This window comes from Pseudomonas asgharzadehiana, from assembly GCF_019139815.1.
Taxonomy (GTDB): Bacteria; Pseudomonadota; Gammaproteobacteria; order Pseudomonadales; family Pseudomonadaceae; genus Aquipseudomonas; species Aquipseudomonas asgharzadehiana.
In genome coordinates this window covers 2442108-2468800 of sequence record NZ_CP077079.1, presented here as the reverse complement: position 1 = coordinate 2468800, position 26693 = coordinate 2442108, and the positions used below count along the sequence as shown (strand labels likewise).

General features: G+C 59.9%; 14 protein-coding genes and 4 pseudogenes. 5 read left to right on the top strand and 13 right to left on the bottom strand.

Annotation, left to right across the window (positions count from 1 at the left end):
- Positions 1-193: 193 nt before the first annotated feature.
- Positions 194-1300: a nickel/cobalt efflux protein RcnA gene (locus tag KSS96_RS11450; RefSeq protein ID WP_017526939.1), complete on the bottom strand. Its 1107-nt coding sequence runs from the start codon at positions 1298-1300 to the stop codon at positions 194-196.
- A gap of 6 nt (positions 1301-1306) precedes the next feature.
- The gene (locus tag KSS96_RS11445; protein WP_017526938.1) at positions 1307-1600 is read right to left on the bottom strand and encodes a metal-sensing transcriptional repressor; all 294 of its coding nucleotides are present in this window, start codon (positions 1598-1600) and stop codon (positions 1307-1309) included.
- 193 nt (positions 1601-1793) lie between these two features.
- Here KSS96_RS11445 and KSS96_RS11440 point away from each other — a divergent pair, with 193 nt between their 5' ends.
- On the top strand, positions 1794-2234 hold the full coding sequence (locus tag KSS96_RS11440) for a hypothetical protein (protein ID WP_217856317.1): 441 nt from the start codon (positions 1794-1796) through the stop codon (positions 2232-2234).
- Between the two features lie 31 nt (positions 2235-2265).
- Positions 2266-5154: a DUF4132 domain-containing protein gene (locus tag KSS96_RS11435; protein WP_065878631.1), complete on the top strand. Its 2889-nt coding sequence runs from the start codon at positions 2266-2268 to the stop codon at positions 5152-5154.
- Between the two features lie 8 nt (positions 5155-5162).
- Here KSS96_RS11435 and KSS96_RS28315 read toward each other — a convergent pair.
- The 7 genes and pseudogenes from KSS96_RS28315 to KSS96_RS11410 form a co-directional block, all read right to left on the bottom strand.
- Positions 5163-5504 (bottom strand): annotated as a pseudogene (locus KSS96_RS28315) (ATP-binding protein); the annotation flags it as partial.
- A 519-nt stretch (positions 5505-6023) separates the two neighbouring features.
- Positions 6024-6359: pseudogene (locus KSS96_RS28310) on the bottom strand (response regulator transcription factor); the annotation flags it as partial.
- 198 nt (positions 6360-6557) lie between these two features.
- Positions 6558-7607 (bottom strand): annotated as a pseudogene (locus tag KSS96_RS28305) (sensor histidine kinase); the annotation flags it as partial.
- 1294 nt (positions 7608-8901) lie between these two features.
- Entirely contained in the window at positions 8902-10002 is a 1101-nt protein-coding gene (locus KSS96_RS11425; RefSeq protein WP_083221669.1) for an ABC transporter substrate-binding protein, read from the bottom strand.
- A gap of 1187 nt (positions 10003-11189) precedes the next feature.
- On the bottom strand, positions 11190-12416 hold the full coding sequence (locus tag KSS96_RS11420) for a maltoporin (RefSeq protein ID WP_217856313.1): 1227 nt from the start codon (positions 12414-12416) through the stop codon (positions 11190-11192).
- Positions 12417-12712: 296 nt separating this feature from the next.
- Entirely contained in the window at positions 12713-14680 is a 1968-nt protein-coding gene (locus KSS96_RS11415; RefSeq protein ID WP_217856311.1) for a glycoside hydrolase family 127 protein, read from the bottom strand.
- A 19-nt stretch (positions 14681-14699) separates the two neighbouring features.
- Positions 14700-16091, bottom strand: coding sequence for a glycoside-pentoside-hexuronide (GPH):cation symporter (locus KSS96_RS11410; protein ID WP_217856310.1), 1392 nt, complete (start codon positions 16089-16091; stop codon positions 14700-14702).
- Between the two features lie 215 nt (positions 16092-16306).
- Between KSS96_RS11410 and KSS96_RS11405 the strand changes: the two genes are divergently transcribed.
- From KSS96_RS11405 to KSS96_RS11395, 3 genes and pseudogenes are all read left to right on the top strand, one after another.
- Entirely contained in the window at positions 16307-17116 is an 810-nt protein-coding gene (locus tag KSS96_RS11405; RefSeq protein ID WP_217856308.1) for a helix-turn-helix transcriptional regulator, read from the top strand.
- A 101-nt stretch (positions 17117-17217) separates the two neighbouring features.
- Positions 17218-18182: pseudogene (locus KSS96_RS11400) on the top strand (aldehyde dehydrogenase family protein); the annotation flags it as partial.
- Between the two features lie 362 nt (positions 18183-18544).
- On the top strand, positions 18545-20488 hold the full coding sequence (locus tag KSS96_RS11395; RefSeq protein ID WP_217856306.1) for a sigma-54-dependent Fis family transcriptional regulator: 1944 nt from the start codon (positions 18545-18547) through the stop codon (positions 20486-20488).
- Positions 20489-20560: 72 nt separating this feature from the next.
- On the opposite strand, the gene aldA is transcribed toward KSS96_RS11395, so the two are convergent.
- The 4 genes from aldA to KSS96_RS11375 form a co-directional block, all read right to left on the bottom strand.
- Positions 20561-21997, bottom strand: a complete 1437-nt coding sequence (gene aldA / locus KSS96_RS11390; protein ID WP_217856304.1) for an aldehyde dehydrogenase — start codon at positions 21995-21997, stop codon at positions 20561-20563.
- 67 nt (positions 21998-22064) lie between these two features.
- Positions 22065-24242 (bottom strand): PQQ-dependent dehydrogenase, methanol/ethanol family, encoded by a 2178-nt coding sequence (locus KSS96_RS11385; RefSeq protein ID WP_217856302.1) that lies wholly within the window; start codon positions 24240-24242, stop codon positions 22065-22067.
- A 477-nt stretch (positions 24243-24719) separates the two neighbouring features.
- Positions 24720-25646, bottom strand: a complete 927-nt coding sequence (locus KSS96_RS11380; protein WP_217856300.1) for an AEC family transporter — start codon at positions 25644-25646, stop codon at positions 24720-24722.
- A gap of 147 nt (positions 25647-25793) precedes the next feature.
- Positions 25794-26678 (bottom strand): LysR family transcriptional regulator, encoded by an 885-nt coding sequence (locus KSS96_RS11375; protein WP_217856298.1) that lies wholly within the window; start codon positions 26676-26678, stop codon positions 25794-25796.
- Positions 26679-26693: the final 15 nt, after the last annotated feature.

Here is a 26693-nt window from a genome sequence, read left to right as displayed (position 1 = left end):
AAGCAGCGTCCCATGTCAAACGCCGCTCTTCTCGCAGCCTAAGCCGCTGTAATACGAGGAAATACTTTATGCAGACACCGCCCGATCAAATAAGTTGCGCATGGTTTCCGGTGTTTGTGCGATGAGAGTAGACGCACGCCGCAATGGGGCGCCGGCGCGGTCCGCGCCGGCCTCTCATCACCTGCGCGCCGCATCAAGCATTCAACCCGATCCAGCCATGAAAGCCCACGTACAGGCCAACACCGATGATCAACGCACTGGACAAGTATGGCGCCCGGCGAGCCACGGTACCCAACCATGGCCAACGGCTGGAAGCCTGCCTGGCACCCACCGCCGCCGCAGCGCCGACCGTAACCAAGGTGAGCGCCAATCCGATGCTGAAACACAGGACCAGCATGCCCCCCAGGGCAACCTCTTTAACCTGCAGACACAGCAACAGCACGGTGATGGCTGCCGGGCAAGGAATCAGGCCGCCCGTCAGGCCGAACATGACGATCTGGCCGGTCGTGACTTCGCGGCGGGTGAAGCGCTTGCGGATATCGTTGGCATGGGCACGTTCATGCGCATCCTGATAGCCATCAGTCGACAGCTCCAGTCCGGCATGCGCATGGTCATGCTCCTGGTATTCCAAATCGTAGTCGTGGGAGTGGCCCGCATGCCCAAGACTCAAGCGTGCGCTGAACTCATGAGGCTCCGGGACATCGATGGCAGACTCCAGGTAGCCGTCGCGCTCTACGAAAGAGAACGATTGCCTGGCGCCGTCCGGACGGGTTGTCATCAGGCGAACATCGGCGGCGCCCCACGCATGGCCGGTCAACGTTGTCAGGCGCCAGCGCGGCGGAACGCCGTCTTCGAAGATCGCCAATTCAACACGGCCATGGCCAGTATCGATCCGGTGGGTCTCATCATGAGGGTCATGGGAATGACCAGCGCCCTGCTCGGACATAAACATCCGCTCACCACGCCAGGTGCGCCACAGCATCCAAAGCGCAATCCCGATGATCAGTGCCGCAGACGCAAGCTGGAAGTAAGGTTCGGTGGTTTGCGCGTCCAGCCCCTTGCCCAGGTACATGCCACCGATGGCGACCAACCAGACCACGGCCGTGTGCGACAACGTCGCGGCCAGCCCCAGTAAAACCGCCTGTTTGACCGAGCCACGGATGGCCACGATGAACGCGGCCATCATGGTTTTCGAATGGCCCGGCTCCAGGCCGTGCAGCGCCCCCAGCAAAATAGCGCTGGGGAAATACAACCAGGCGTTAGCCCCGCCTTGTTGCAGCAGTTCAGCAAAATTAGGCATGTCGGCTCAAAGGTACTTAGTGATTTGTTTGAACGCTTCCAACGGACCGCGCTCGCCGGTGCCCAGCGCCGAAACGGTATCTTCCAGGCAATGATCGATGTGGTCCTGGATCAACGTGCGCTTGGCCTGGCATACCGCTTTTTCCACCGCGTGCAGCTGCTGGGCGATGTCCACGCATTCACGACCTTCTTCGATCATGGTGATGATGCTGCGTAGATGGCCGTCCGCGCGCTTCAGGCGCTTGATGATCGCCTCATGACTTTGATGGGTATGTGGGTGGCTGTGTTCGTGCTCACTCATGACTTGACCCTCGGGAATCAGTGAATTGCGCCGGCATCCTATCCCCCCTGGGGGGATATGGTCAAACCGATCATCGTTGACCTGGCAGGTTTCTATCGCTGCTCCCGATCGCGCCGCGCGATGACGTTTATTGCCGACCGGGCTATGCTGATGCGCCATCCGCCCGGCTGGCCTGGCTTGCAAGGAATGCGTCATGGAGTTCGTGGTTCATAGCTATTGCCTGAAAGGCGCACGCCAGGAGCTTTTGCTGCCGCCTATCACCCTGATACCGGCCTCCCTGACCTTGACCGTCGCCGAGCTTATTCGCCTGACCGTTACCGAACAGATTGCCGCGCTGTCGGTGCAGCACTGGCTGGAACACCTGTCGGTGCGCGAAGTGCTCGACCGCCAATACCTGAGCGAGCACGACATTCGCCAGCAAGCCGGTGCCGGCGCGATTGCGATGCCTCAGGCCAGCGCGCCTGCGCAGTTGGATGTCGGTGTTGAGGTCGAGCGCGCCTTGAAAGGGTTTGAAACCCGTGCGTTTCGCGTTCTGCATAACGGCGTCATGCTGCAACGGCTTGATGAGTCGATCCAATTGGGCCCACCTTCCACCCTCGCATTTATCCGTCTGGTGCCGCTGATTGGCGGTTGATCCTCGTCGCTCACTTTCTCGGATACCCATCATGCACTCACGCCGCCCTGCGCCCGACCAAGCCACCCGCCTCGCTGCGCTGCGAGCATTTTGTGACAGAGCGCTGGATGACTATCCCGAACTCAGCCGATATGACGAATTCGAACTGGACTTCTGGGACGGCATCGACTTCCTGCGCATCGCCGATGACTGGGTCAGGCACCAGCCCAAGGATGGGCCCAAAGCCCTGGCTGATGGTTTTGTGTTCCCTACCGTCTGGGACGACCTGGAGGATCGCCGCGATCAACAGCGCTATGGCCTGCAATATCGAGTCTGTGATGCGTGGGTCACGGCGCATCCGGACGCCTACGCGCTGGAGCAGATCTGCGCGCGACTGCGGCACATGCTGCAATTTGCCTTCGAAGACAGCGACTACCCACTGCCCACTGACGAAGACGGCCCCGCCTATTACCGCAGGCGCCCGGACCAGGCCTGGGCCTTTCCTGACGTTCAAGCTTGCATCAACCGCCTGAGCAACTACCCGCCAACCGCAGCCTGGCAGGCGTTCGCCGAATGGTTGCTGGACGGCGACTGGAACCGCGAGCAGCCCCCTTCAACGCCAGACGAGGAGCCTACGAAAGTCGCCGACGCGTATCCCTACGTGCACCAGGAAATCGAGCGCATCGCGCTGGGCCTGCTCGAAGCCGGCCGCCTCGATTACCCGCGCTTCGTGCGGGCGGCCACTACCTGGGGGCGCGCCATGATGTTCTACACAGACGACACCGGGCTGGACAGCGATGATGTGGACATGGATCGGTACGCCGATGACGTGCTCGACGATGACGAATCATCCCACAGCGATGCCCCCACTACGCGAGCACCCGCAGCCAGCCATCCTGAGCTGGCACGCTTCACCGTTCGCTATATCGAGGACGCCTTGGCTGGGTTGCCCGATAACGCCCAGAAGCTGGCCGACACGTTCCGTTCGGTTGAGGTGTATCAGGCCCGCTGGCTGCTGCAGGCCCTGGCGGTCGTCGAACGACTGCGCATGACGCCGGAGGATTTTTTCGAGCGTTGGGCCGATACCGCCGCAGTGCTCGAGCGCTTCCTGTTGCTTCAGGCATTGCCCAAGCCCTCGTCGGCGGAGCTGCTCGCGGCACTCGGCGGGTTTTCAAGAAACAGCCTGCTGACCGCCCTGCCCTATGCCGGGCAAGCCAGCCGAGTGGTACTCGACGCTCTCGGCTGGAGTGACCTGCAAGCCTTCCAGCGTGAATACCTGAGCATTGCCCTGGCACCTCAGTCCGACTGGGGCACCGACCTGCCCAATACGCTAGATGAAACCGTGGGCGTGGTGGACCGTTACCTGCTGGACAAGGCGCTGGCCGAAGCCGACCCAAACCACCTGCGCGAGTACCTCGCGGCACTCGCCCCCTCGCCCTGGGCGTTTCCCGAGACGCGAATACTGCTCGACGCCTACCAGGGCATCGGCCGAGCGGCGCTGGAAAAGAAGTTGACCCGCCACGCACAGGCGGCAATGCGCATCTACGGCGTGCTGCCCGTCACGGAGGCGGACGATGTACGCCAACGCTATCTGACATTCAAGAAACTGCATAAAGACGTGCGTAAATACGGCGCCGAACGGCAGGCCAACTCCCATGCGGCGATACAGGCTGGCCTGGAAAACCTCGCACGCGTCGCCGGTTACCCCTCGGCAATCCGCCTGGAATGGGCCATGGAAGCGCAGATCGCCGAAGCCGCCGTAACGGCCGCCCACATCGATGGCTACGACATCACCCTGCTTATTGACGGTTTGTCGCCCACGCTGCACATCGGCAAAGCCGGAAAAACGCTGAAAACCGCACCGCCTGCGATTCGCAAACACACCGCCTTCATCGCGCTCAAGATGCAGCAAACCGGGCTCAAGGAGCAGATCGCGCGCTTGTGCCGCACCCTCGAAGCGATGATGAGCAGCGGCGAAACCCTGGCGCTCGAAGACCTCAAACCCCTGTTGAACATGCCGGCGGTTCGCCTGCTGATGGAACAACTGATCGTGCAGGCCGACGACACTGTGCTGGGCTGGCTCGATAGCACAACGCTGACGGTGACTGACCTTGAGGGCCGCCAACATCTCGCGAAAAAGAACCTGCGTATTGCTCACCCTTTCCATCTGTTCACCGCAGGCCAACTCTCGGCCTGGCAAAAAGAAGTGATCACCCATCGCCGCGTGCAGCCGTTCAAACAGGCCTTTCGCGAGTTGTACTTGTTGACGCCTGCCGAGCGAGACAGCGGCCTGTGGACCCACCGTTTTGCCGGCCATCGCCTCAAAAGCAAAGTCGCCGCCCGGCTGCTGCAGGTCCGTAACTGGTCGACCTCAAGCGTCGAAGACATCTATTACGAGAGCAAGGAGCACGGCATTTACGCCCTGTTCAACTTTTTGGACACGGGCCATTACCTCTCGGAAACCGAGCACGTCACCTTCGACACGATCGCGTTCTACCGCGACCATAAAGCTATCCCCCTTGAGCAAGTGCCGCCGCTGTTGTTCTCGGAAGTCATGCGTGACGCCGACCTGCTGGTCTCCGTGGCCCACGCCGCAGACGACTACAGCAGCAGCAACGAAACCCTGCAACGCCGCGCCGAACTGGTCGGCGAATTGATTCAGGGGCTAGGGTTGAGAAACGTTAAATGCGCAGGGCATTTTCTGTACATCACCGGGCAGCGCGCGAACTATCGCATTCATCTGGGCAGCGCAGCCATCCATATCGAGCCCGGCAATTACCTGTGCATCGTGCCCGTCGGCAGCGGCGTCAAGGAGTTCTACCTGCCGTTTGCCGACACCGATCAGAAAATGGCCGAGGTGCTGAGCAAGATGTTTCTGTTACTGGACGACATGAACATCACCGACAGCCTGATACTGGAGCAGATACAACGCCGCGAGTGAGTCGGTTTTTATCCCTGACTCAGCGAAGCATCCAGGGGAATAACCAGGGTAAACGTCGCGCCCTGCCCGGCGCCGTCGCTGTGTACAGTCAAGCGCCCCCCCATTTCCTGTGCCGCGAGTGCGCAGCTGTGCAGACCAAAGCCGTGACCGTCTTTGCGAGTGGTGAAGCCATGCGAAAAAATCCGCGCCAGGTGCTCTGGGGTAATTCCGCTGCCGTTGTCGGCCACTGAAATGCGCAGTGCTGATGCGTCATCCAGGCACGCTTGGAGCGTGACGCTCGGGCTACGATCGACCACGCCCTCCAACGCGTGCTTGGCATTGCCGATCAGGTTCACCAAAATCAGCAGCACCCGGTGCCGGTCCAGCGAGAGCAGGGGCAACTCGGCAATCGCCTTGACCACCGCTACCCCCTGGCGCTCCAGTGAGCCGGCACTCATGCGCAAGGCATCATCGATTAGCGCCGTGACCGAGACTGCCTCCACGACACTGACAGCAACGGCGTAGGACTGCTGGGCCGCAACTATGGTTTTGATGTGGTCGATGCCCTTGGTGAGTTGCCCGAGCTCTTGGACAATGCCTTGCTGCTCTGCCGTCACCGCCTGCGCCAGCTTGACCAGGTAATCGGGCAGCATCTTGCCTTTGGGGTCTTGGGTGAGAAAGTCGCCCAGGTCGTTGGCGTGCTCGCTCATCAACTGAGCCACCCTGCTCAAGCCCTGGGCTTTCGAAGCGCGCAACTGGTTGCTGACCAGGTCTGCCGAGACGTTCACGCTGTTAAGAACGTTGCCGACGTTATGCAGCACCGCCGTGGCGATTTCGGCCATGCCCGCCTGGCGGGACTTTGCGTGCAGTTCGGTTTGTACCTGGCTCATGCGTAGCGCCGCGCGGACGCGAGCCTTGAGTTCCAGCGGCGAGAAGGGTTTGGCGAGGTAGTCATCGGCGCCACTTTCCAACCCGGTTACGCAGGCATCACTACCGCCGCGGGCGGTCACCAGGATCACGGGCAAATGGGCAAAACCCGCGCTGGCTTTGATCCTGGCGGTCAGGCCGAAGCCGTCGAGCAGCGGCATCATCACATCCGAAACGACGACATCGATGGGTCGACGCTGCAGGAGTGCCCACGCCTGTTCGCCATCCGTGGCGGTGGCGACGAGGTAGTCGTCGTGCAACAGCTCGCGCAGATAGCTGAGCATTTCCGGGCTGTCGTCGACCACCAGCACTCTGGATCGCGAGGCGTGTTCCGGCAGCTGCTCGTCGTCTGCGTCATGCGTCGAACCGTCCTGGCGGCCGTCGTCGAAACGCAGCTGGCGCTGCTCGGCCGAGCCTGTCGCGCTCGGTGAAGACTGCTCGCGCAGCGTGCCGGCGTCGGTCGGCACGGTGTTTTTCTCAACCCCCAGCGCCAGTCGAACGAAGAAACACGAGCCGCGTCCGGGTTCGCTGTTGACGCCGACTTCGCCCCCCATCAATTCGACCAGATCCTTGACCAGCGCCAGGCCGATGCCTGTGCCGCTGTAGTGGCGCGTGGCGGAATTATCGATCTGGGAAAAGCGCTGGAACAGCAGCGGCAGTTTGTCGGCAGCAATGCCAATCCCCGAGTCGTGCACCGCCAGCTCAAATCGCTCGCCATCGATCGGCGTGACTGCCACGTGCACCGTGCCGCCAGCGGGGGTGAACTTGATGGCATTGCTCACCAGGTTGAGCAGGATCTTCTCGAAGTGCCGGGGGTCCAGGAACACCGTGCCCAGCGAGGGATCGATGCTGCACGTCAAGGTGCAGCCTTTGCTCTCGGCCACCAGGGCGGCATCCTCGGCCAACACGCCCACTGCTTTGTTCAAGTCGACGGGCGCTGGGCACACCTCGAACTTGCCCGCTTCGGCCTTGGAGAAATCGAGGATGTCGTTCACCCGGTTCATCAAGCGCAGCGCATTGCGCTGGGCGCGCTCGATCTGTACTCGCCAGTCTGCGGGCGGGGTGGCCGCCGCCGAAAGCTGCTCCAGAGGCGCGAGAATGAGCGTCAAGGGGGTGCGCAATTCGTGGCTGACGGTGGCCACGAAATCGCTTTTCGCCTGGTTGGCCGTATCGGCCTGGTTGCGCGCCTCAATAAGCTCGACGGCCTGCGCCTCCAGCACCTCGGTCTGGTGATGCAGGGTGTCGGTGCGCTCGGCGACCATGCGCTCCAAAGAGGCCTGGACTTGCTGTCGTTCGGCTTCGGCCTCGGCCTCCAGCACGCGGATGCGCAGGGCAGTTTCCTGGAACACCCGAACGGCGCGGGTCATGATGCCAATCTCATCACCGCGCCCGGCGCTGGCGATTTCGGCGTGCAGGTCGCCCGCCGCAAGCCGGCGCATGACCGAGGCCAGGGCCACAATGGGCTGCGCGATAAATCGTGAGGTGCTCCAGGCAATGGCGCCGGCCAGCAGGATAGCGACGGTGACCGCAATGATCGTCGCCAGCATGCCGCGATCATTGTGGACCAAGGCGTCGGAGCGCGCTTGGCCCGCAAAACGAGCAACCAACAGGCCCGCGCTGCGTGCTTCATTGCGAACCTGGTCGCGCGCGTCGCTCAAGGCGTTGCTCGCTTGATGGAACCTGGCGAATGCCGCCCGATAGCCGGCAATCTGTTCGCTGACCGTCAGCGGCGTCGCCGTGGCTTGCAGCCCCACGGAGGATGGAAGCACCCGAGAGAGACGGGATAGCTCGTCCAGGAGGGTGACGACGGATTTGGCGACCTCGGCCGACGGTGACAGACGAAACGACAAGGTCTGCGCCTCCAAGGTCGCCACGCGCTCGGCGAAACGCTTGGATAGCGCGGCGGCATTGTGCAGCAAGCCGGTGGCCGCCTGAATATCGCTGGCGTCGTGGGCGACGTCGCCATCCACATCATCCAACATCGTCTCGAGGCGTCCCGCCCCATCTGCGACGGCGGCCAGATGCCGCAAGGCTTCGCCCCCTCGCAGTCTGGGCGCCTCGCCAAGGCGCTCAACCGCCACGCCAGCCGCCGCGAGCGCTGCGGCCAACTGGTCGAGGGCCTCGCTCTGCTGCGGCGCCCCCATCACCTCGCGCAATTGTTCGACCACGGGCTGGAGCGCGACGCTAGCGCTATGCGCCGCAGCGGCGGCTGCCGCATCCCCGGTCACCAGCACCCTGGCGACATTGGCGGTAATGATCCGTTCGCCGTTGCGCAGGACATTGAGGATGCGGTGGGCACTGTCGATGTCGCTCACCCGCGCCTTGTGCTCAACGGCGCGAGCGTCGAGCCCCTTCAACCCATCGGCGATGCCCTGTTCGACCAGGGTCGTTGCCTCTCGCATCCGGCCGTAATGGGCGGTCATGTTCTCGGTTTCGCCATCCATGGTCAGGCTCGCCACGCGCAAGGCCGTGATCGCTGCGGCGAGCCGCTCCAGGCTGCCGTTGAGCGACTGCGCTTCGGCCACCGGAATAGCGGTGAGCCCGGCGATAGCCGTCGCAACCATGCTTTCGGCCTGGGCCAGGCTTTGCTGGTCGCGGGTGGCGATGAAGTTTTCCACGCGACCGGTGGCCGCGTTGACCGACGCCAGAATTTCTGCGGAATGGCTGGCAGAATCCACCGCGCGCACCATGCCTCGCAGCCCGTAGAGGTTCACTAGCGAAACCGCCAGCATCAGGAACACCAATGCGGCGACCGCCAGGCCAATTTTGACGGCAATGGGCCGGTCCACGACCGGTTTGAATGTCAACATGGCGCCCCGCATCCTCGCTCCCTGCCCGCCATTACTGCTTCATCACCTCCGGCAAAGGCGCCGGCGGCGCCGTATGGTTGATGGCCGCGTCGATCATTGCCGCAACGGAAGCCTGGCTGTAGAACGGATTGGCGGCCCCCCCCACCGGCATGTCGGCAAGCCAGGCGTCCAAGTCTTTCGCATCGATACGCACCAGCGGCACCTCGACGAATTTGGGCACCTGCTTGCCCGCCAGAACCTGCTGGGCGACCCAGAACCCCACTTGGGAGACACTGGGGGAAGCCGAAACAGAGACGGTCTCGTAGCCATTGGCATCGCGTTCCTGTTTCCACAGGGCAAGTTCATCCTGACGGTTACCCATCACGATGATCGGCAATGGTCGGCCCGCCGCCTTGAACGCCATCGCCGCGCCATACCCGTCGCCCCCCTGGGTCGCGACGGCATCAATGCCGGGCAGCGACGGCAGCGCCAGCGCCACCTCCTTGCGCGCCACAGCGCCTGTCCAGTTCCCGTACACGGTCTTGGCGAACTTCAGGCCCGGATATTCACTGGCGGCCTGACGAATGCCGTCGCTGATATTTTTATCGGTGGCATCACCAGCAATGCCGCGGATCTCCAGCAGCGTGCCGTTACCCTTGAGGCGCTTGGCAATGTAATCAATTTCTATGCGGCCCATGGCGGACCAGTTGTAGTCCACGGTATAGACGCAGCCTTCGGTGACCAGGCTGGCCATGACCACCACCACGATGCCGGCGTTACACGCATCGCGGATCACCCCATCGAGCGCCGTGTCGGACGCGGCCAGGATGACGATGGCGTCGACGCCCTTGACGATCAAGTCCTGGATATGGGCCGCTTGTTCCGACGCCGAATTATTGGCACTGACCACCGGCGCCTCACGGATCAAACCCTCCTTTTGCGCTTGCGCTGCTATCTCCTGCCAATTGCGCACCATCACCTTACGAAAATCGCTGCCCGCGTATGAATTGCTGAAGGCAATGCTATGGCTTGCGGTCGGGCCGCCGGCGATACCGCTGTCGGCAGCGTGGGCCGGACTGGCGGCAATCATCAGCAACCCGCCCATGCAGGCGGCGAAGCGCCAGAGGACTGCGTAGATCGGGTCAGCCTTCATACCGATCTCCATCGTGCCTGGGATTGACTGCCTGTGGGTGAGGCCACTGCGGCGTTGCCGACCAACGCTTCTTCGGCGGGCCGGACGGCTCATGAGGCCATTGCGATAATAGAACCGGGTATGAAGAACCAGACACGTACAGACTCCTTTCCTTGGCGGACGACAACTCAAACCAGTACATGGCCTGCAGTGGCGATTAGCATAGTCTTAACATGCCCACTGCGCGCAGACCCGGCGGATTTTGGGGGTCGGTGCTGGCGTGCCATGCATTCTGGAACTGCGTTTTTACACAGCATGGGCCGGAAAGACCTGTAGGCATGGGCGAAAGCAATTTTCAGGCACAAAAAAAAGCCACTCATCTGAGTGGCTTTTTTCTGAATCTTGGAGCGGGAAACGAGACTCGCATCAGGTGTCCGACTCGTTGAAATCTAAGGGGTTTCTTTTCTTGCCGAAGCAGGAAAAGACTTAATTCTGGACTCGTTTTTGGGGAGTATCAAGGGCCAAGAAGGGGTGACTCCGGGCTGTGCCATTTCCTTCTATCCATAGCCAACCGGACGGGAAGCGTCCGGTCTGGACAGTTAGGCGGTGGTTTACGAGATGACGATGACGCGTCGGTCCGTGAAGGACGGCAGGCTCATCTCGTCACGAGCGAGCACGCGCCGACCGAGTCAATGATGCCTTTTCAGCACCAGCGGAACACGCCCGCCATGTGGACTGCTTGTGCCCAAAAACTCTCTGAAATTTAACATCCGCTCCGACCGAGTTGACCTAAACTCGCGATAGATTGGGATGGCAGACTGCATGTACACATTAGTGACCTTCTCCATTGCGGAACTGTTCGAAAAAGTATGGGAAACGCCGATGGTCAAGTTGGCTCAGGACGTCGGTGTGTCTGACGTCGCCGTCGCCAAGGCTTGCCGCAAAGCTGGTATCCCTCTCCCTGCCCGTAGCTACTAGGAGAAGCAGGGAAAGCAGCGCGCGCAGCTGGATCTTGAGGCAACCAATACCGACGCCGGATTGCTGCATCTCTGTCTATTCGCTTCGCCAATGGGCGGCAAACATGGCTGGAGGGCTTGATATATGCAGACAGTATTGCGGGGCGCGCCTGCAGGGGCTCAGCCGGGGCAACCGCCTCCCATCGATCTCAGTTGGCCAGAGGTTTTCCTCAATCACCAGCATGCGGTGGCTTACCACCACTGCTCGATTTGAAGACCGATATTCGAACCATGTAAGTCACTGTCAAAGGTACCGGTACTGGACAGTGTCGAGCCTGGATCAAACTGGTCCGCCGCGGCTTGAGCCGCCTTGTTCCAGACTGCATAGGAGTAGAACAACCTGAACTCCGGTCGCGACTTGAACTGCGGCCCCTTTGGCGACCAGGTGGGGGCCACGGTGAACTTGCTCAGCTTGCGGGTACCGCCCGAGGCCTGAACACTATCATGCCCCATTTCGGTAGAGACCTTGAACCGCTCGGAAAAACCGTAAACCAGGCGACCGCCCAGTGAGGTCCAGTGCAGATCGCTGCCGTTCGGACGCTTGTCACGTTGATATACCGCGGCGAGCTGGCCACCCCAGTTGCGGGTCAACTGCCAGTCGAAGTAATCCAGCACGCGATAGGAAACGTCAGCGTTGCTCAGGGTCGAATCGCCGGTGCTGCCTAGCGCCGTGCCCGGGCCCTGGCCTCCTTGCACAGCAAAAGTGTTCACCCCGCCCCACCCCATGAAATCGCTCTGTTTGTGCTGCAACGTCACAGCCACACCACTGTGGGCATTGGCCTGTCGGCTGGGTTTTTCGAGATAACTCAAACCAATCTCGAGCGCGCCCTTGGGGTTGGTTTCAAACCCCGCCACGTTAAAATCAATGCGACTCTGCACTTCTTTCTGGTTTTGGTTATCCTTGCGCGAAAAGGCCAGGCTGTACTTCAGGCCACCGACATTAACGTTCTCAAGGCCCGCGCCGGTCGCACTCTGGTTCCAATAAAAAAAATCTGAAATATTGACGTCATTACGTTTGTAGTAGCGTCGGCCTGCCCATAGATTACCGCCGTTGAGCGCGGCAATATTATTCCAGTAACTGTAGGCCTGAACCGCGCGTATTTGCCCGTTGTCACCGTTGAAGGTCGGTGTTCGATCGTATTGATTGAGAAAGCCAACCATGCCATACACGCCGAACACCGAACCGTCGCCGAGGGTATATAAATCCTGCTTGAGGCCAAGTTCGCCATATTGCTCACACTCATTGCCCAAGCGATATTTTGATTGAGCGCCCTGCAACTTGAAACAGCGCATCGCGCCGGATCCCGAAGAGTTACCCAGCCCGCTACGCAGGTACCCGTCGGTTTCGAGTGCCTGGGCATCTTGATGAAAGACTATCGACACTAACAAAGCGGCTAGCAAGCCTGTGTTTATATTCATGATATGCTCTCTAATTATTATTTTAAGGTGAAGCGCGCAGCAAAAACCAAGTTTTAAAAAAACGACTTTTAAAACACTGGCAATTTAGATTCAAGCAACCTTAGTTACTCATATTGCTTTCATTCAGACGTCGGCATTACGCATAAACGATATCGCTATTTTAACAACAGCCTTTCGTGCAGATGCCGCTCCTGCTTGCCGATTGCTCAAAGCCTCGGCAGCAGGAGATGTTTAGGCTTGTTTTTAACTGTGCTCAGCACACTCCGGACCACTGTTAGTAATCCGCGTTGGCGTGGCTATCGCTCGTCCACCCAGACCCGCATTTCGCCTTCTCCCCGATTGGCCCAAGCGAAATAAGGCGTGAAGGTCAACGTCTGCGCACTCGGCCTCGGGGCAGCGGCCTGGCTATACAAGCTTTGCGGCTGCTCTGGATCAACCGTCGCTAATCGTAGCCCTTCAGTTTTAAGTTGCACCATCCCCTCCAGCGCGCCCTGGCCATCGACCTCAGTGAAAACGGCCGTTTGCGCCAATGCCAATTGATGCAGCTCCGTACCGTTGTCAGCCTGTTCCAGGCAATAAACTATCGGACCGCGTTGCACGGCGACCTTGCCGGCTAATTTGCGTACGGCGGGATGGGCCCTGAGTCGCACAGGTGACATCGGCAGGATCACATCGACTCGATCCCCCTCACTCCACTCTCGTTCTACTCGCAAGTAGCCCGCAAGCATCGACGCCTCTGACTCGAACCGTTCGCCGTTTACCCAAACCTCCGGAGCAGCACACCAGTCCGGCATACGCAGGGCCAGGGTTAGGCTTACGCTTTCATGCCCCCTGAGGGTGAAGCTGATTTTTCCCTGCCAAGGATAGTTGCCACGCTGTTGCAGATGCCAAGTCTTACCAGCAACCTCAAACCGCAAGTCGCTGCCTATATACAGGTTCACATAGAGGACGTCCTGGCGCAGAAGGTAGATGTACTGATCCAGCGCGCCCAGGATGCGTGCAATATTCGGCGGGCAGCAGGCGCATCCAAACCAGCGCTGGCGTACCGCTTTGACGTGATCGTAGAGATGGTTGCCCGCCAAATCCGACGGGTGCACTTCAAGGGGATTGACGTAGAAAAAGTGCCGACCGTCCAGGGCCATGCCGGCGAGTACCGTGTTGTACAGTGCGCGCTCCATGACGTCGGCGTAGCGCGCTTCTGGCGTCAGTTCAAGCATGCGCCGGGCGAACATTACCAGGGCAATCGAGGCGCAGCTCTCGGCATAAGCGGTGTCGCTGGGCAGATCATAATCGCTGGCAAGGGCCTCGCCATGGCTTTGCGCGCCGACGCCGCCGGTCACGTACATCTGGCGCTGAGTCAGGTTGTCCCAGATGCGATGGCAGGCTGCGGCCTGTTGCGTATCGTTACTCAGTCGCGCCAGATGGGCGACCCCCGTATAAAGGTAAAGCAAGCGAACCGCGTGCCCCACCGCTTTTGTCTGCTGGACGATGGGCTCATGCGCCTGGCTGTAGGCCCTGTCTTTGATCATCCACGCGGGCCCGTGGCTGTGCCAGTAGAAGGTGTGTCCTCGGCGTGCATATTCCTCATCATAGAAGTGAGGTGTCCGCCCACGCTCCTCCACGAAAAAACGGCACAGACGCAAATAACGCTCCTCGTTCGTGACCTCGTAGAGACGCGTCAACGCCAATTCGATCTCAGGATGACCGGGGTAACCTCGCAATTGGCCCGGTGCCGGACCGAAGACGTGATCGATGTGGTCGGTCAACCGTCTCGCGATTTCCAACAACGCAGTTTTCCCTGTGGCCTGGTAATAGGCTACCGCTGCTTCGATCAAGTGCCCGGCACAGTACAATTCGTGACATTCGGCCAGGTTGGACCAGCGGTCTGCCGGCGCCTTGACTGTGAAATAGGTATTGAGGTAACCGTCTTCCTGCTGTGCGGCACCGATGAGTTCGACCACCTCGTCAACGATCGCCTCATAAGTTGAATCGCCGGCCCCACTCAATTGATAGGCGACCGCCTCGATCCACTTGGTGACATCGCTGTCCTGAAACACCATGCCATGGTGTTCTCCTTGTTGCCGACCCGCCGCGATACGGAAGTTCTCGATCGCATGACTAGGCTCGGCTTCATCAATGCGATCATTCAACGCGTCCCATTGGTAGGGAATCACGACGTCCCTGACCAACTTCTGGTAGGTCGTCCAAAAGCCATCCACGACTTGTGCACGTGTGTTGCCGATGCTGTTGTTGTAATCAGACATGAAATATTCTCCTTTGGGATCAAACAGTCTTCAATTCTGCGGATATGCGTTTTAGTAAAGTTCGATCCAACTTGCAGTAAGCCAGCACTGCGGCCAGCAGCAGATGAAATGCGGCGGGAATCAGGGTTTGCAGCAGAGTAATGCCACCCAGGGAGGCGGGGGTCTGCGCAGACTGGCCCGGCTGGTAGGCCACTAGGGTGAAGAGAATGCTGATAACCAAGGCGCCGGAGGCCCACGCCAACTTGATGCAGAACAGATTGGCCGCGAAGTTCATGCCCGACGAGCGAATTCCGGTTTTCCAACGACCATAATCATCGGCGAAGGCCATGAAGGAAAAATGCAAAGGTAATGTCATGCCCTGGATGAGGCACGTGATGAATATCAACGCTAGCCACAGACCTGCTTGGTTTTCGGAGGCTGGGACAAAATAGAGCCCGGCGCTCCAGAGCGCCAACCATAGGTTGATCCCTAGGTACAGTTTCAATGGATCGATGCCGCGCGACAAAATCGGCACTAGAAAGGCTCCCAGAATGGTCGCCACAGCCACCATGCCGAAAAACAGCGACGTATAGGCCGTATCGCCGTACAGGACATAGGTAATGAAATACAGATAACCGCCGCCGCGAATATTGAGCACGTTAATCAATAGAAATGACAACGCCAGCATCAACATCAGTTGATCGTTCTGGCGCATGCCCGCCAAGTGCTGGCGTAGGCTGAAGGTACCCAGTTCGGTCAGCGTGATGCGTTCGCGCACGCTGAAGAAGCACCATAGAAACATGGCCACGGCCACGCCACAGAGTATCGTCACGCCCCAGTGGTAACCTTTTGCGATGTCGCCCTGCCCAAGCATGTCGACCATCCACGGCAGGCCCACCGACACCAGGAAACCGGAGACGCCACAGAGCATGAAGCGCCAGGTCTGGCAAGACATGACGTCCTGATGGTCCTTGGTCATGGTGCTGATCAGCGCGCAGTACGGTACGTTGATTGCGCTGTAGCTCAGCGACAGTATTAGGTAGGTGATAAAGGCGTAGGCGATCTTGGCCGTAGCGCTCAACTCCGGCGTGCTGAAGGTAAGAATGCCAGCCAAGCCTATAGGCAAGGCAGCCCAGAGTTGCCAAGGGCGAAAACGCCCGAAACGGCTATTGGTGCGGTCGGCGATGGCGCCCATTAAGGGGTCAGCGACGGCGTCCACGACGCGCAACAACAGAAATAACGTGCCCACAACGGCAGGGGTCAGTCCAAAGACGTCGGTGTAGAAGAACGTGAGGAAGTTGGCAATCAAGCAGGTGATGATCGTGCCTCCCGCATCACCCAAGCCATACCCAAATTTTTCCGAGCGGGATAATGTTGTAGGCTGCGATTGCGTCGAGGCCGCAACCGCGGACGCCAAGGCTGACGTAGTCATGCAATGCTCTCCAATTCTTGTAATTATTAGCGCCTGGCTGCATAACAGGCGTTTGGACGGTATTGCGCTTGAAAACGCAGGCCGTGTGGTCAGTATGGTGGCACCTGCCCGAGCCTCTCCTCAAGAGAGCTAAACGGTAGAAGAGCGGGACGATTCCGACTTTCCTTGAAGGTTTACACGGTAAGTACGTCAGTTGGCTATTGGAGAGCGTTCTTATGTTGGCTTTGAAATTCGCAAGTCCAATCGTGGCGCAGAACGGCGGCTATTTCATTTCGCGCGGGGTGGGTCGGCATCCGCGAAGGGTCATCGACTCTTACGAGTTGATTTACGTGGACAAGGGCAGTCTTGCTTTGCGCGAGCAAGACGAAGACTTCGTGTTGGGTGCAGGCGAAACCCTACTGCTGCAACCCGGACAATTGCATGAAGGAATCACTGATTATGACCCCGCATTGCGTTTCTACTGGTTGCATTTCGAGCTGGCGCCCACTACCGCTCCGGAGAGCGGGTCCTTTGTGGTGCGACGCCGAACTGCAGTGACAGAGCCTGAGCGATTCGTGGCCCTGCTCAGGCTTTTTCTCGGTGAACAGGAAGATGGCGCACCGCCTGAAACCTTAGGGCTGCTAGTGCTCCTGATGCTGCAGCGGCTGTCCCGTCATCAGGAGAAAACGGGCATTGCCGAACGAGGCATGGCCTTGGCCTACCGTGCCCGACAACAGATTGGCATCCGGTTCGGGGATGAGCTTGGCGCGTCGTCGCTCGCTGAATTGCTTCGTTGCAATGCCGACTACCTTGGACGGGTATTTCGCCAGGCATTCGGCGTCACCATCACAGAGGCGATTCATCGCCAGCGAATCACGGCAGCGGAGCGAATGCTTTTGAGAAACGACTCATCGATCGCGGTCATTGCGCAACGTTGCGGCTTCAAGGATAGCGCCTACATGCGCCGTCTTTTCATACGCAAGGTCGGTATGACGCCTGCCGTTTACCGAAAGTTATATTGCAAGGAACATGTCAATTTTGAATGATTCAACCTGCGGTCTATCCTCTTGCACGCGGGCATGCCCGATCGACAACTATTGGCCGAATGTGTTGAAAAAATCGGATTTTCAGTTCGCCTGAACTCAGCACATCCAATGAAGCCGAAATTGCCCAACTGATCAGTGAGGAACATGGCAAGACGCTGGAGGACGCAACGGGTGAACTCAAGCGCGGGATTGAGAACATCGAGTACGCCTGCGCCGCGCCTGAAATTCTCAAGGGCGAGTTCAGCCGCAACGCAGAGCCGAGTATTGATGCCTGGTCTGACTTCCAGCCCATCGGCGTGGTAGCGGGCATTACACCCTTCAATTTCCCAGCCATGGTCCCATTGTGGATGTATCCATTGGCGATCGCCTGCGGCAATACCTTTATTCTCAAGCCATCGGAACGTGATCCGAGCTCAACGCTATTAATTGCGCAACTGTTCCACGATGCCGGCCTACCCAAGGGCGTTCTGAACGTCGTGCCTGGCGATAAGATTGCGGTCGACGCGCTAATCGAGGTACCGGAAGTCAAGGCGCTAAGCTTTGTCGGCTCCACGCCTATTGCTGAGTATATTTACACTGAAGGCACCCGACGCGGCAAACGCGTGCAGGCGCTGGGCAGTGCAAAAAAACACGCTGTGGTTATGCCGGACGCTGATCTCGACAACACGGTCAACGCGTTGATGGGCGCCGCATACTGCTCCTGTGGCGAACGCTGCATGGCCATCTCCGTCGCCGTTTGTGTGGGTGATCAAGTGGACGACGGATCGCCAAGCTGATGCCACAGATCAAGGCACTGAAGATCGGTGCCGGCACCGAACGCGGATTGGACAAGGGCCCGCTTGTCACACGCGCGCACATGGACAAGGTCATCGGCTATGTGAACGCAGGCGTCGAGGCCGGAGCGAGCCTGGTGGTAGATGGTTGGGATCTCAAAGTGCCTGGCCACGAAAAGGGCTTCTTCATCGGCGGTTGCCTGTTCGACCACGTCACCACCGACCAGACTATTTGTAAAGAAGAGATCTTCGGACCGATGCTTTGTATCGTGCGTGTGAACAGCCTTGAAGAACAATATGACGCCTTGGTACGGTTCTCAGAGTTCTCGACGCCACCGGCGGAACATCGGTTGCTGATCCATTGCCTCACGGAAATAACCTTGATCTTTATGATGGATGATATACGTCAATTCCATGCCGTATCACGAGCGCACTTCATGGAGTGCTGGGCCCCCCATTCCTTCCGCCCCAGGGGTAAAACTGCCGCCGTAGAGAGTGGTTTGGTGTGTTGCGCCGGGTAGATGAGACTTGTTGCTCCAAGGCTGAAAGTTTTCGCACTAGCGTCTATGGTAGATAGTTGCAGCTGCGGCCAGCCTCTAATAACAAGATCGCAGTGATGGTCCTTTGTGGCCTTCACGCCTTATGGGAGCATTTCATGACCTTGCATGACACGCAGACGATCCCCAGCGAACTCGCGGCGTTCGTCAACGACCATTTTTCCGGGCGCGGCCTCAGGCCCGATGGGGTCATTGCACAGTCCTGGTACCGCAGCGTCGTGCAGCACCGGCTGGATCCGGGCGCGGCGAGCCGCAAGAATATCCTTGGCGCCGAGGACATCCGTCGTCACCAGGAACAGCATCAGCAATATCTTTCCATTGCCAGCCAGGGTGTGAACGGCCTGGCCCGGCGCGTGGTGCCCGCCGGCTTTGCCGTACTGCTGAGCGATGAGCACGGCATCACCCTGGATTCCCGGCTGCCCAGCCAGCACGATGCCTACACCCGATCCGGGCTGGTGGTGGGCGCGCGGTGGGATGAGTCGGAGGTCGGCACCAACGGCATCGGCACGACCCTGGCGGCGGCGCAACCGCTGATCATTCACCGGGAAGAGCACTTCCTGGCGTCCAACTTCCGCCTGAGCTGCTCGGTGGCGCCGATCTTCGACGCGCAAGGCTTGTTGCGCGGTTGCCTGAATGCGACCTGCATGAACAACGAGGGTCCTCGGGAAAGCCAGTACCTCACGTTGCAACTGGTGATCATGTACGCCCGCCTGATCGAGAACGCACACTTTCGCCAGAGCTACCGCGACCGCCTGACCCTGTCCCTCAAACCCATCGATGAAATCGCCGACCTGGCCAACGAGCAACTGCTCGCTTTGGATGAAAGCGGTCGCATCATCGGGGCCAACCGTGCCGCGTTTGTCGCCTTGGATCTGGCCGACAATCCCAGATTGCTCGGCGCTCGCATCGATAGCCTGCTCCCAACCACGGTGGACGAACTGCTCCAGCTCACCAACGGTGGCGCCCAGGGGGTGCGCTTGCGTGGCCTGCGTGATGAGGCCTTGCTGGACGTCGGCCTGCGTATCCCCTCCGAACAGCACCGCCCGCTGCCCGTCGCCCGCCCCGCCCTTCAGGCCCACCCGGAACTGCAACAACTCGCAGGTAGCGATGCCCGGCTGCAACAGAACGTGCGGCGCGTGCGCAAGGTGATCGACAAGGGCATTGCGATCCTGATCACCGGCGAGACCGGCACCGGCAAGGAGGCCTTTGCCCGTGCCATTCACCATGCCAGCAGTCGTCGCGCCGGACCTTTCGTTGCGCTGAACTGCGCGGCTATCCCGGAGACGTTGATCGAGAGCGAACTGTTCGGCTATCGCGCCGGCAGCTTCACCGGCGCCAACCGAAAGGGCATGAAAGGCAAGCTGGAACTGGCAAACGGCGGCACCCTCTTTCTCGATGAGATCGGCGACATGCCCGCCCACCTGCAAACCCGCTTGCTACGCGTGCTGGCAGAACGAGAAATTTCGCCACTGGGGGCCGAGGCGCCGGTGATGCTGGACGTCCAAGTGATCTCGGCCACCCATCAGGATCTGCACAGCATGATCGGCGAGAAGCGCTTTCGCGAAGACTTGTTTTATCGCCTCGCCGGCATGAACCTCGCGCTGCCGGCGTTGCGCGAGCGCAGTGACCGAGCCGAGCTGATCGACACGCTGCTCGCAGCCCAGACCGACGCCCGCGGGTTGCGGCTGGACGCCGATGCCCGCCGATGCCTGTTCGATTACCCATGGCCCGGCAACATTCGCCAACTGCTCAACAGCCTGCGCTACGCGGTGGCCCTGGCCGAAGGCGGCGTGATCGATCTGGACTGCCTGCCCTGCGAATTGCTGACACCGCAGAGGCTGCCACTGGCTACCGGCGTTAAGCCGCAGGCCGGCAATCTGGAAGAACAACTGGGCGGCGAAGAGTCCCGCCACTTGCTGGGCACTCTGCGCCGGCATCGCTGGAACATCAGCGCCGCCGCGACGGACCTGGGCATCTCGCGCTCGACGCTGTATCGCAAGATGAAAAAGCACGGCGTCGTCGCGCCCAACGACCAGCCCTGATACCACGTCCGCACCAATAAAAATGCCGGCGCCCTCACGGGTGTCGGCATTTCTCTGCGCACGGACCAGCGATCAGATCTGAATGTAGACCACGTGGGTGTGGGTGTATTCATACAAGCCGTGCTTGCCGTCCGCGCCGCCAATGCCGGATTTGCGCGTCCCCGCATGGAAGCCCTGCATCGCTTCGAAGTTCTCGCGATTGATGTAGGTTTCGCCAAAATCCAGTTCATGACTGGCGCGCATGGCCGCGCTCAGGCTGCGGGTGTAGATCGATGAAGTCAGGCCGTATTCGCTGTCGTTGGCCAGGGCGATGGCTTCGTCCAGGTCTTCGACGATCTGGATCGGCAACACCGGGCCAAAGATCTCCTGGCGCATGATCGCCATGTCGCTGCCACAGCCGGCCAGAACGGTTGGCTGGTAATGGAAACCCTGGCCCTTGTCGGCCACGGCGCCGCCAGTCACCACTTCGGCGCCCTGCCCCGTGGCGCTCTTGACCATCTGCGCGACCTTGTCCAGCGCGGCCTGATTGATCAGCGGCCCCATGTCCAGATCGTCTTCGGCCAGCGGGTCGCCGTACCGGGTAGCGGCCATCGACGCGGCAATCTGCTCGATGAACTGATCGGCGACCTTGCGTTCGACGTACACCCGCTCGGCGCAGTTGCAGACTTGCCCGGTGTTGATCACCCGCGACGCGGTGACGGCCTTGACCGCCAGCTCCAGGTCGGCGTCCGCGAGCACGATAGCCGGCGCCTTGCCCCCCAGTTCCAGGTTGAGCTTGGTGATGTTCGGCGCCGCCGCGGCCATGATCCGCGAGCCAGTGCCGACGCTGCCGGTAAAGCTGATCAGATCAATGCCGGCATGGCTGGTCAGCTGATGCCCCACTGTCGCCCCCGTGCCGCTGACCACGTTGAACACCCCGGCCGGCAGGTCGGTCTCGGCCACCAGGCGGGCGAACTCGAAGCAATTGATCGGGGTTTCTTCACTGGGCTTGATCACGATGGTGTTGCCGGTCACCAAGGCTGGCGCCATTTTGCGAGCGATCAGGAAGAACGGGAAGTTCCACGGCAAGATGCCGGCCACCACACCCAGGGGTTTGCGCAGCAGGAAGATGCTTTCGCCGACGCGGTCGCTGGTCAGCACCTCACCTTCGAGACGCCGTGCCCATTCGGCCATGTAATCCAGGTAATCGGCGGTGAAGTTGACCTCCACCCGCGCCAGCCCCAGCACCTTGCCTTGCTCGGCGGTGATGATGTGGGCGAGTCGTTCGGCGTTGTCGCGCACTTTGCTGGCGATCTTGCGCAGGTAGCCGGCGCGTTCGATGGCCGGTCGGGCCGCCCAGCTTTTCTGCGCCTTGCGCGCCGCGGCAATAGCCGCTTCAACGTGCTCGCCACTGGCTTCGGGCACCCGCGCCAACAGTCGGTCGTTGGCCGGGTTGCGCACTTCGATGCTGGGGTCGCCAGGAACGAAGGCGTTGGCGATGAAGTTCTGGTAATCGATGATTTCGTTCATGTGCTTGCTCTCGCGGACAGTGTCGAAAACGATGCAGGGGCGCCCCGCCCCCCTGCATCGCGGGCGTTCATTTGGCGCTAAAGGTTTTCCAGACGCCGCCTTCCTGCTGCAGGTCGTGGGCGCGCTTGATCAGGTATTGATGGATCTGCTCCACCTGTGCCGGCGTGAAGGCGTCGGCAAAGGACGGCATGCCGTCGGGCACTCGGCCACCGAACAGAATGCCGAGGAACATCTGGTGTTTTTCCGGCGTCAGCTTGCGCAGGTCCGGCAGCACGCCGCCGCTGACCGCATGGATGCCGTGGCACTGCGAGCAATAGCCGTCATAAAGTTTGCCGCCGGCGTCCACCGCGGCGGTCTCACCGGTCAATGGCGGCGGTTTTGGGGTGTCGGCAAGCGGTGCCGGCTCGTTGAGCTTGGCGGTGCCGCCCAGTTTGTAGGTCAACACCTGGGAAAACGGCCGGACCCCGGCGCGCAAGGACAAGGCACCCGCGAACGTCGAGAAGGCACCGCCCCAACCGGCCATGAAGGTGACGTATTGCTCACCATCCACGCTGTAGGTAATCGGCGCAGCCATGACACCACTGGCCGCTGGCTGCTCCCAGAGTTTCTTGCCGGTGTCGGCGGCATAGGCGATCACCCGGCCATCGGCGCTGCCCTCGAACACCAGGTTGCCGGCGGTGCTCAAGGTGCCGCCGTTGAAGATCGTCACGTAGGGCACTTCCCAGGCCGGTTGCTGCTTGACCGGGTCCCAGGCGATGAGTTTGCCCGACCAGCCCTTGGCCATTTCCAGCAACCCATCGGCGTCCTCGGGCATCATCCCGGTGCGCAGGCCCAGTTGGTACATGCTCTTGAACGGGTTGCGCTTGGGCGCTTCGGGGATGTGTTCGTAATAGGCGGACATGATGTGCGCCGGGATGTACACCAGGCCGGTGTTCGGGTTGTAGGACATCGGCTGCCAGTCGTGGGCGCCCCAGAACGCGGGCGTGACCAACTTGCGCTTGCCGTCCTTCCAGTACGCGGCGTTCTCGTCATCGACGATGGGCCTCCCGGTCTTCATGTCCATGCCCTTGGTCCAGCTTTGCGGAACGATGCCCTTGGCCGACAGCAGCTCACCCGTGGCGCGGTCGATCACGTAGAAGAAGCCGTTTTTCGGCGCCTGCATCAGGACTTTGCGCGGCTTGCCGTTGATCGGCAGTTCCGCCAGGATCATGTGCTGGGTGGCGGTGTAGTCCCAGGCGTCTCCGGGCGTGGTCTGGTAATGCCAGGCGTACTCGCCCGTGTCGGCGTTGACGGCGACAATCGAGGACAGGAACAGGTTGTCGCCCTTGGCCTGGCTGCGCCATTTCGGGTCCCACAGCGAACCGTTGCCAACGCCGATGTACAGCAGATTCAGATCCGGGTCGAAAGCGAAGGAATCCCAGGCCGTGCCGCCACCGCCTTGAGCAACGTAGGCATCGCCGTGCCAGGTCTTGGCGGCGATGGCCATGGCCTTGTCTTCCGGCGGCAGCTTGGGGTCACCCGGCACCGTGAAGAAACGCCAGGCCTGCTTGCCGGTTTCGGCGTCGTAGGCGGTGACATAACCGCGTACGCCGAACTCGGCACCACCGTTGCCGATCACCACTTTGCCGTTGACCACGCGAGGGGCACCGGTGATGGTGTAGCTGCGCGTGTGATCGGCCCGGGTGTCCACCGACCAGACGCGCTGGCCGGTCTTCGCATCGATGGCCTCCAGGCGACCATCGAGCACACCCACGTAGACCTTGCCCTTCCACACCGCGACGCCACGGTTGACCGCATCGCAGCACGCCTCGCCGGCGCGGTTGCGGTCGGACTTGGGGTCGTACTTCCAGATCAGCTTGCCGTCGCGTGCGTCCAGGGCGTAGACCACGGAGAACGGACCGGTGGTGTACATCACGCCGTCGACCACGATAGGCGTGGCTTCGACGCCCCGATCCAGGTCCAGCTTGTAGCTCCAGGCGAGCCCCAGCTGGCCGACGTTCTGGTCGCTGATTTTCTTCAATGGGCTGTAGCGCTGCTCGTCGTAGGTGCGGCCGGTGCTCATCCAGTTACCGGGCTCCTGATCGGCGGCGATGATGCGCTTGCCGTCGACATTCGCTGGCATGTCCTCTGCCCAGCCCGGCGCGGCATTGAGCGTCAGCGCCAGCACGACAAATAGCGTCTTGAGCGGAACACGAAGGGGCGCGCTCCGAGAAGCAGTAGGCACGGCGAGGCCAATCTGTGTCATGGGGGAACTCCTGATTCTTATTAGTAGCGAAGCCATTGCGCTGCGCAGAGGAACAAGAGCAACCCCTATGCCAGTCCTCGCTAAAGAGCTGTAAGCCACGTCGTATCGGGCTTACAACCAGAATCGATAACTGAGTCAACCTGCGACAGTTGTCGCACCTACGGGGCATTTGTGTCACTCCTGGCACACTTCTGTTTGCCCTAACCTCGGCATGTATCGCCATGGTTTTTTCCATCAGCCCCTCTTAAGACAGCGACGCGACGATACCCTGGTCCTTGCTGACACAGGCTTACTGCCCGATCGGTCGCTCGGATCATAGATAGATCGATGTGTCCGTCCAGGCAAAAGGTCCAGAGGAAAAAAATGACAAAATAATCCGCCGCCCCCCGCTAAATGAGAGACTTCTTAGGTACCTTTGGCGCGCAGAATTTTTTGATCAAAAGCGATGCATGGACTAGTCGGCACTGCGATATTTGCTCAAACCCACTGGGACATTATTAGAACAACGGCGGGGAGCGCTATGGCTGCCAACATGGTTTGGCAAGCGATGATTCCAGCCATGAGAGGCGCGTCTCCCCCTAACTGCCTTGCCATGATGTAAGAGGATGATGCAGTAGGCAGTGCCTGGAATAGCAATGCTGCAATTGCGGCCTTTCCGTCTAGCCCAAACAGATGGCAGGCGCAAAGCGTGACTAACGGCATGATTAAAAACTTTACTAACGACGAATATCCGACAGGGCGCAGCCATTGTCGTAAACTCACGAACTCAAGCGCGGCACCAACGCAGAGTAAACCGAGCGGCAATGACGCTTGCCCCAAGGCTTTGAGCACCGCTTCGATACCTACGGGTAACCCCCAGCCTGACGCCTGTATCAATCCGCCTGCGAAGCAAGCCAGTACCAGCGGGTTCAGAGCTATTTGCTTTAGAACTTTGCTGAAAGGCATCCTGCCACCCGATCCATACTTCGCGATAACCATCACACACAAGATGTTCACTGTGGGCACTATCGCCGCATTCGCGACGGCTGCCAGGGCGATGCCTTGCGCACCGAACAAGCCGGCTGCTGCAGACACGCCCACGTAATTATTGAAACGAATGCCACCCTGAAAAACCGAGGTGAACGCCGCATTGTCCGTAGTGATTAGCGCTCGCGCTCCCAGCAGCATTAGCGCCACCACCACAGTCGACAATATGAGCACAGAGACCATGCTTTGAAAGGGCAGCCCATCAAGCTTGGCGGTCGCCAGTCCGTGAAAGAAAAGTGAAGGCAGCAATACGTAATACGCCAAGCGTTCCGCCTGCGCCCAAAAAATATCTGCTAAAAACTGACGACGCTTAAGCCATGCACCCAGCACGATCAGTATTGCGATGGGCAATAAGGCAATCAACAGAGAGAGGGTCATGCACTTGTCTCGATTTTTTTGAACCAACCGTTCACAGCCCGCGATTTACTCATCGTGGCCTCGAGGAACCGTCGGAGTGGGCACCACGATAAGAAGTCAGTCCCTAAAATAAAAACGATTTAAAGTTTAGCAACCAACAAGTATTTCTCATTGGTCATCGGATGGGGAATGCGCGATTACGGCGTGTGCCAACGCTGTAGCTAATCGCCCAAGAGGACGGTCTTCGCGCTCCAGCAATACCACACGCCTGGTTTTCTGAGGCGTGCCGAATGGCTCACAAGCGAGCTTCGTCAGGCTTTCAACCTGATGCCGCGCGAGCGGAATTATTGATATGCCGAGTCCGTTTGATACCATCTGAATAATCGCATTCTGGCTATCAAGCTCCATGCTGGTTTGCACCCGCTGTCGCATATTGCGAAGCTCTCGCTCAATTGTCCGACCTGCCCAAGCGCGGAGATCAAAGCGGATGAAAGGTTGGCTTTTAAGTAGAAGATGCAAGTCCTCATGCGCGTGCGACACTGGCGCAACGATCCAGAAACCCTCCTCGTAAAGCACCGTGCTCACCAGACCGTAAGGGTGCGGCCTCACCGGTTCCGTGGTGATCGCCACGTCTAGCTCTCCCGCTTCTACGCGCGTGGCCAACTCAGCGGACATTCCTGATGCAACAGTGATTCGCAGGTGCGGATGCTCGGCGCGTAATGCCGCAAGCGCGAGTGGCAACGGGCCTGCCAGCGCGGTTTGGATGGCGCCGATTCGAAGCTTGCCGCGTAACTCGATATCACCGCCGATTTCAGATGAGATGCCGTCGTAGAGACTTAGAATTTCTCTCGCGCGCTCCACGGCGATATGGCCCGCATAGGTAAGAACCGGCAAGCGCCGTGAACGGTCAAACAGGAGTGCATTGAAATCCTCCTCTAACGACCGAACATGAAGACTGACTGCGGACTGGGTGAGATGCACGGCGTCTGCTGCCCTGACGAAAGAACCGTATTGGGCAATGGCAAGAAGTGTTCGAAGTGCGCGTAGTGACATGGCCATTCATCCAGC

What these genes read in the sequence shown, in the direction of transcription:
- KSS96_RS11450 (WP_017526939.1), bottom strand. Translation starts at nt 1,300, where the DNA reads ATGCCTAATTTTGCTGAACTGCTGCAACAAGGCGGGGCTAACGCCTGG.
- KSS96_RS11445 (WP_017526938.1), bottom strand. Translation starts at nt 1,600, where the DNA reads ATGAGTGAGCACGAACACAGCCACCCACATACCCATCAAAGTCATGAG.
- KSS96_RS11440 (WP_217856317.1), top strand. Translation starts at nt 1,794, where the DNA reads ATGGAGTTCGTGGTTCATAGCTATTGCCTGAAAGGCGCACGCCAGGAG.
- KSS96_RS11435 (WP_065878631.1), top strand. Translation starts at nt 2,266, where the DNA reads ATGCACTCACGCCGCCCTGCGCCCGACCAAGCCACCCGCCTCGCTGCG.
- KSS96_RS11425 (WP_083221669.1), bottom strand. Translation starts at nt 10,002, where the DNA reads ATGAAGGCTGACCCGATCTACGCAGTCCTCTGGCGCTTCGCCGCCTGC.
- KSS96_RS11420 (WP_217856313.1), bottom strand. Translation starts at nt 12,416, where the DNA reads ATGAATATAAACACAGGCTTGCTAGCCGCTTTGTTAGTGTCGATAGTC.
- KSS96_RS11415 (WP_217856311.1), bottom strand. Translation starts at nt 14,680, where the DNA reads ATGTCTGATTACAACAACAGCATCGGCAACACACGTGCACAAGTCGTG.
- KSS96_RS11410 (WP_217856310.1), bottom strand. Translation starts at nt 16,091, where the DNA reads ATGACTACGTCAGCCTTGGCGTCCGCGGTTGCGGCCTCGACGCAATCG.
- KSS96_RS11405 (WP_217856308.1), top strand. Translation starts at nt 16,307, where the DNA reads ATGTTGGCTTTGAAATTCGCAAGTCCAATCGTGGCGCAGAACGGCGGC.
- KSS96_RS11395 (WP_217856306.1), top strand. Translation starts at nt 18,545, where the DNA reads ATGACCTTGCATGACACGCAGACGATCCCCAGCGAACTCGCGGCGTTC.
- aldA (WP_217856304.1), bottom strand. Translation starts at nt 21,997, where the DNA reads ATGAACGAAATCATCGATTACCAGAACTTCATCGCCAACGCCTTCGTT.
- KSS96_RS11385 (WP_217856302.1), bottom strand. Translation starts at nt 24,242, where the DNA reads ATGACACAGATTGGCCTCGCCGTGCCTACTGCTTCTCGGAGCGCGCCC.
- KSS96_RS11380 (WP_217856300.1), bottom strand. Translation starts at nt 25,646, where the DNA reads ATGACCCTCTCTCTGTTGATTGCCTTATTGCCCATCGCAATACTGATC.
- KSS96_RS11375 (WP_217856298.1), bottom strand. Translation starts at nt 26,678, where the DNA reads ATGTCACTACGCGCACTTCGAACACTTCTTGCCATTGCCCAATACGGT.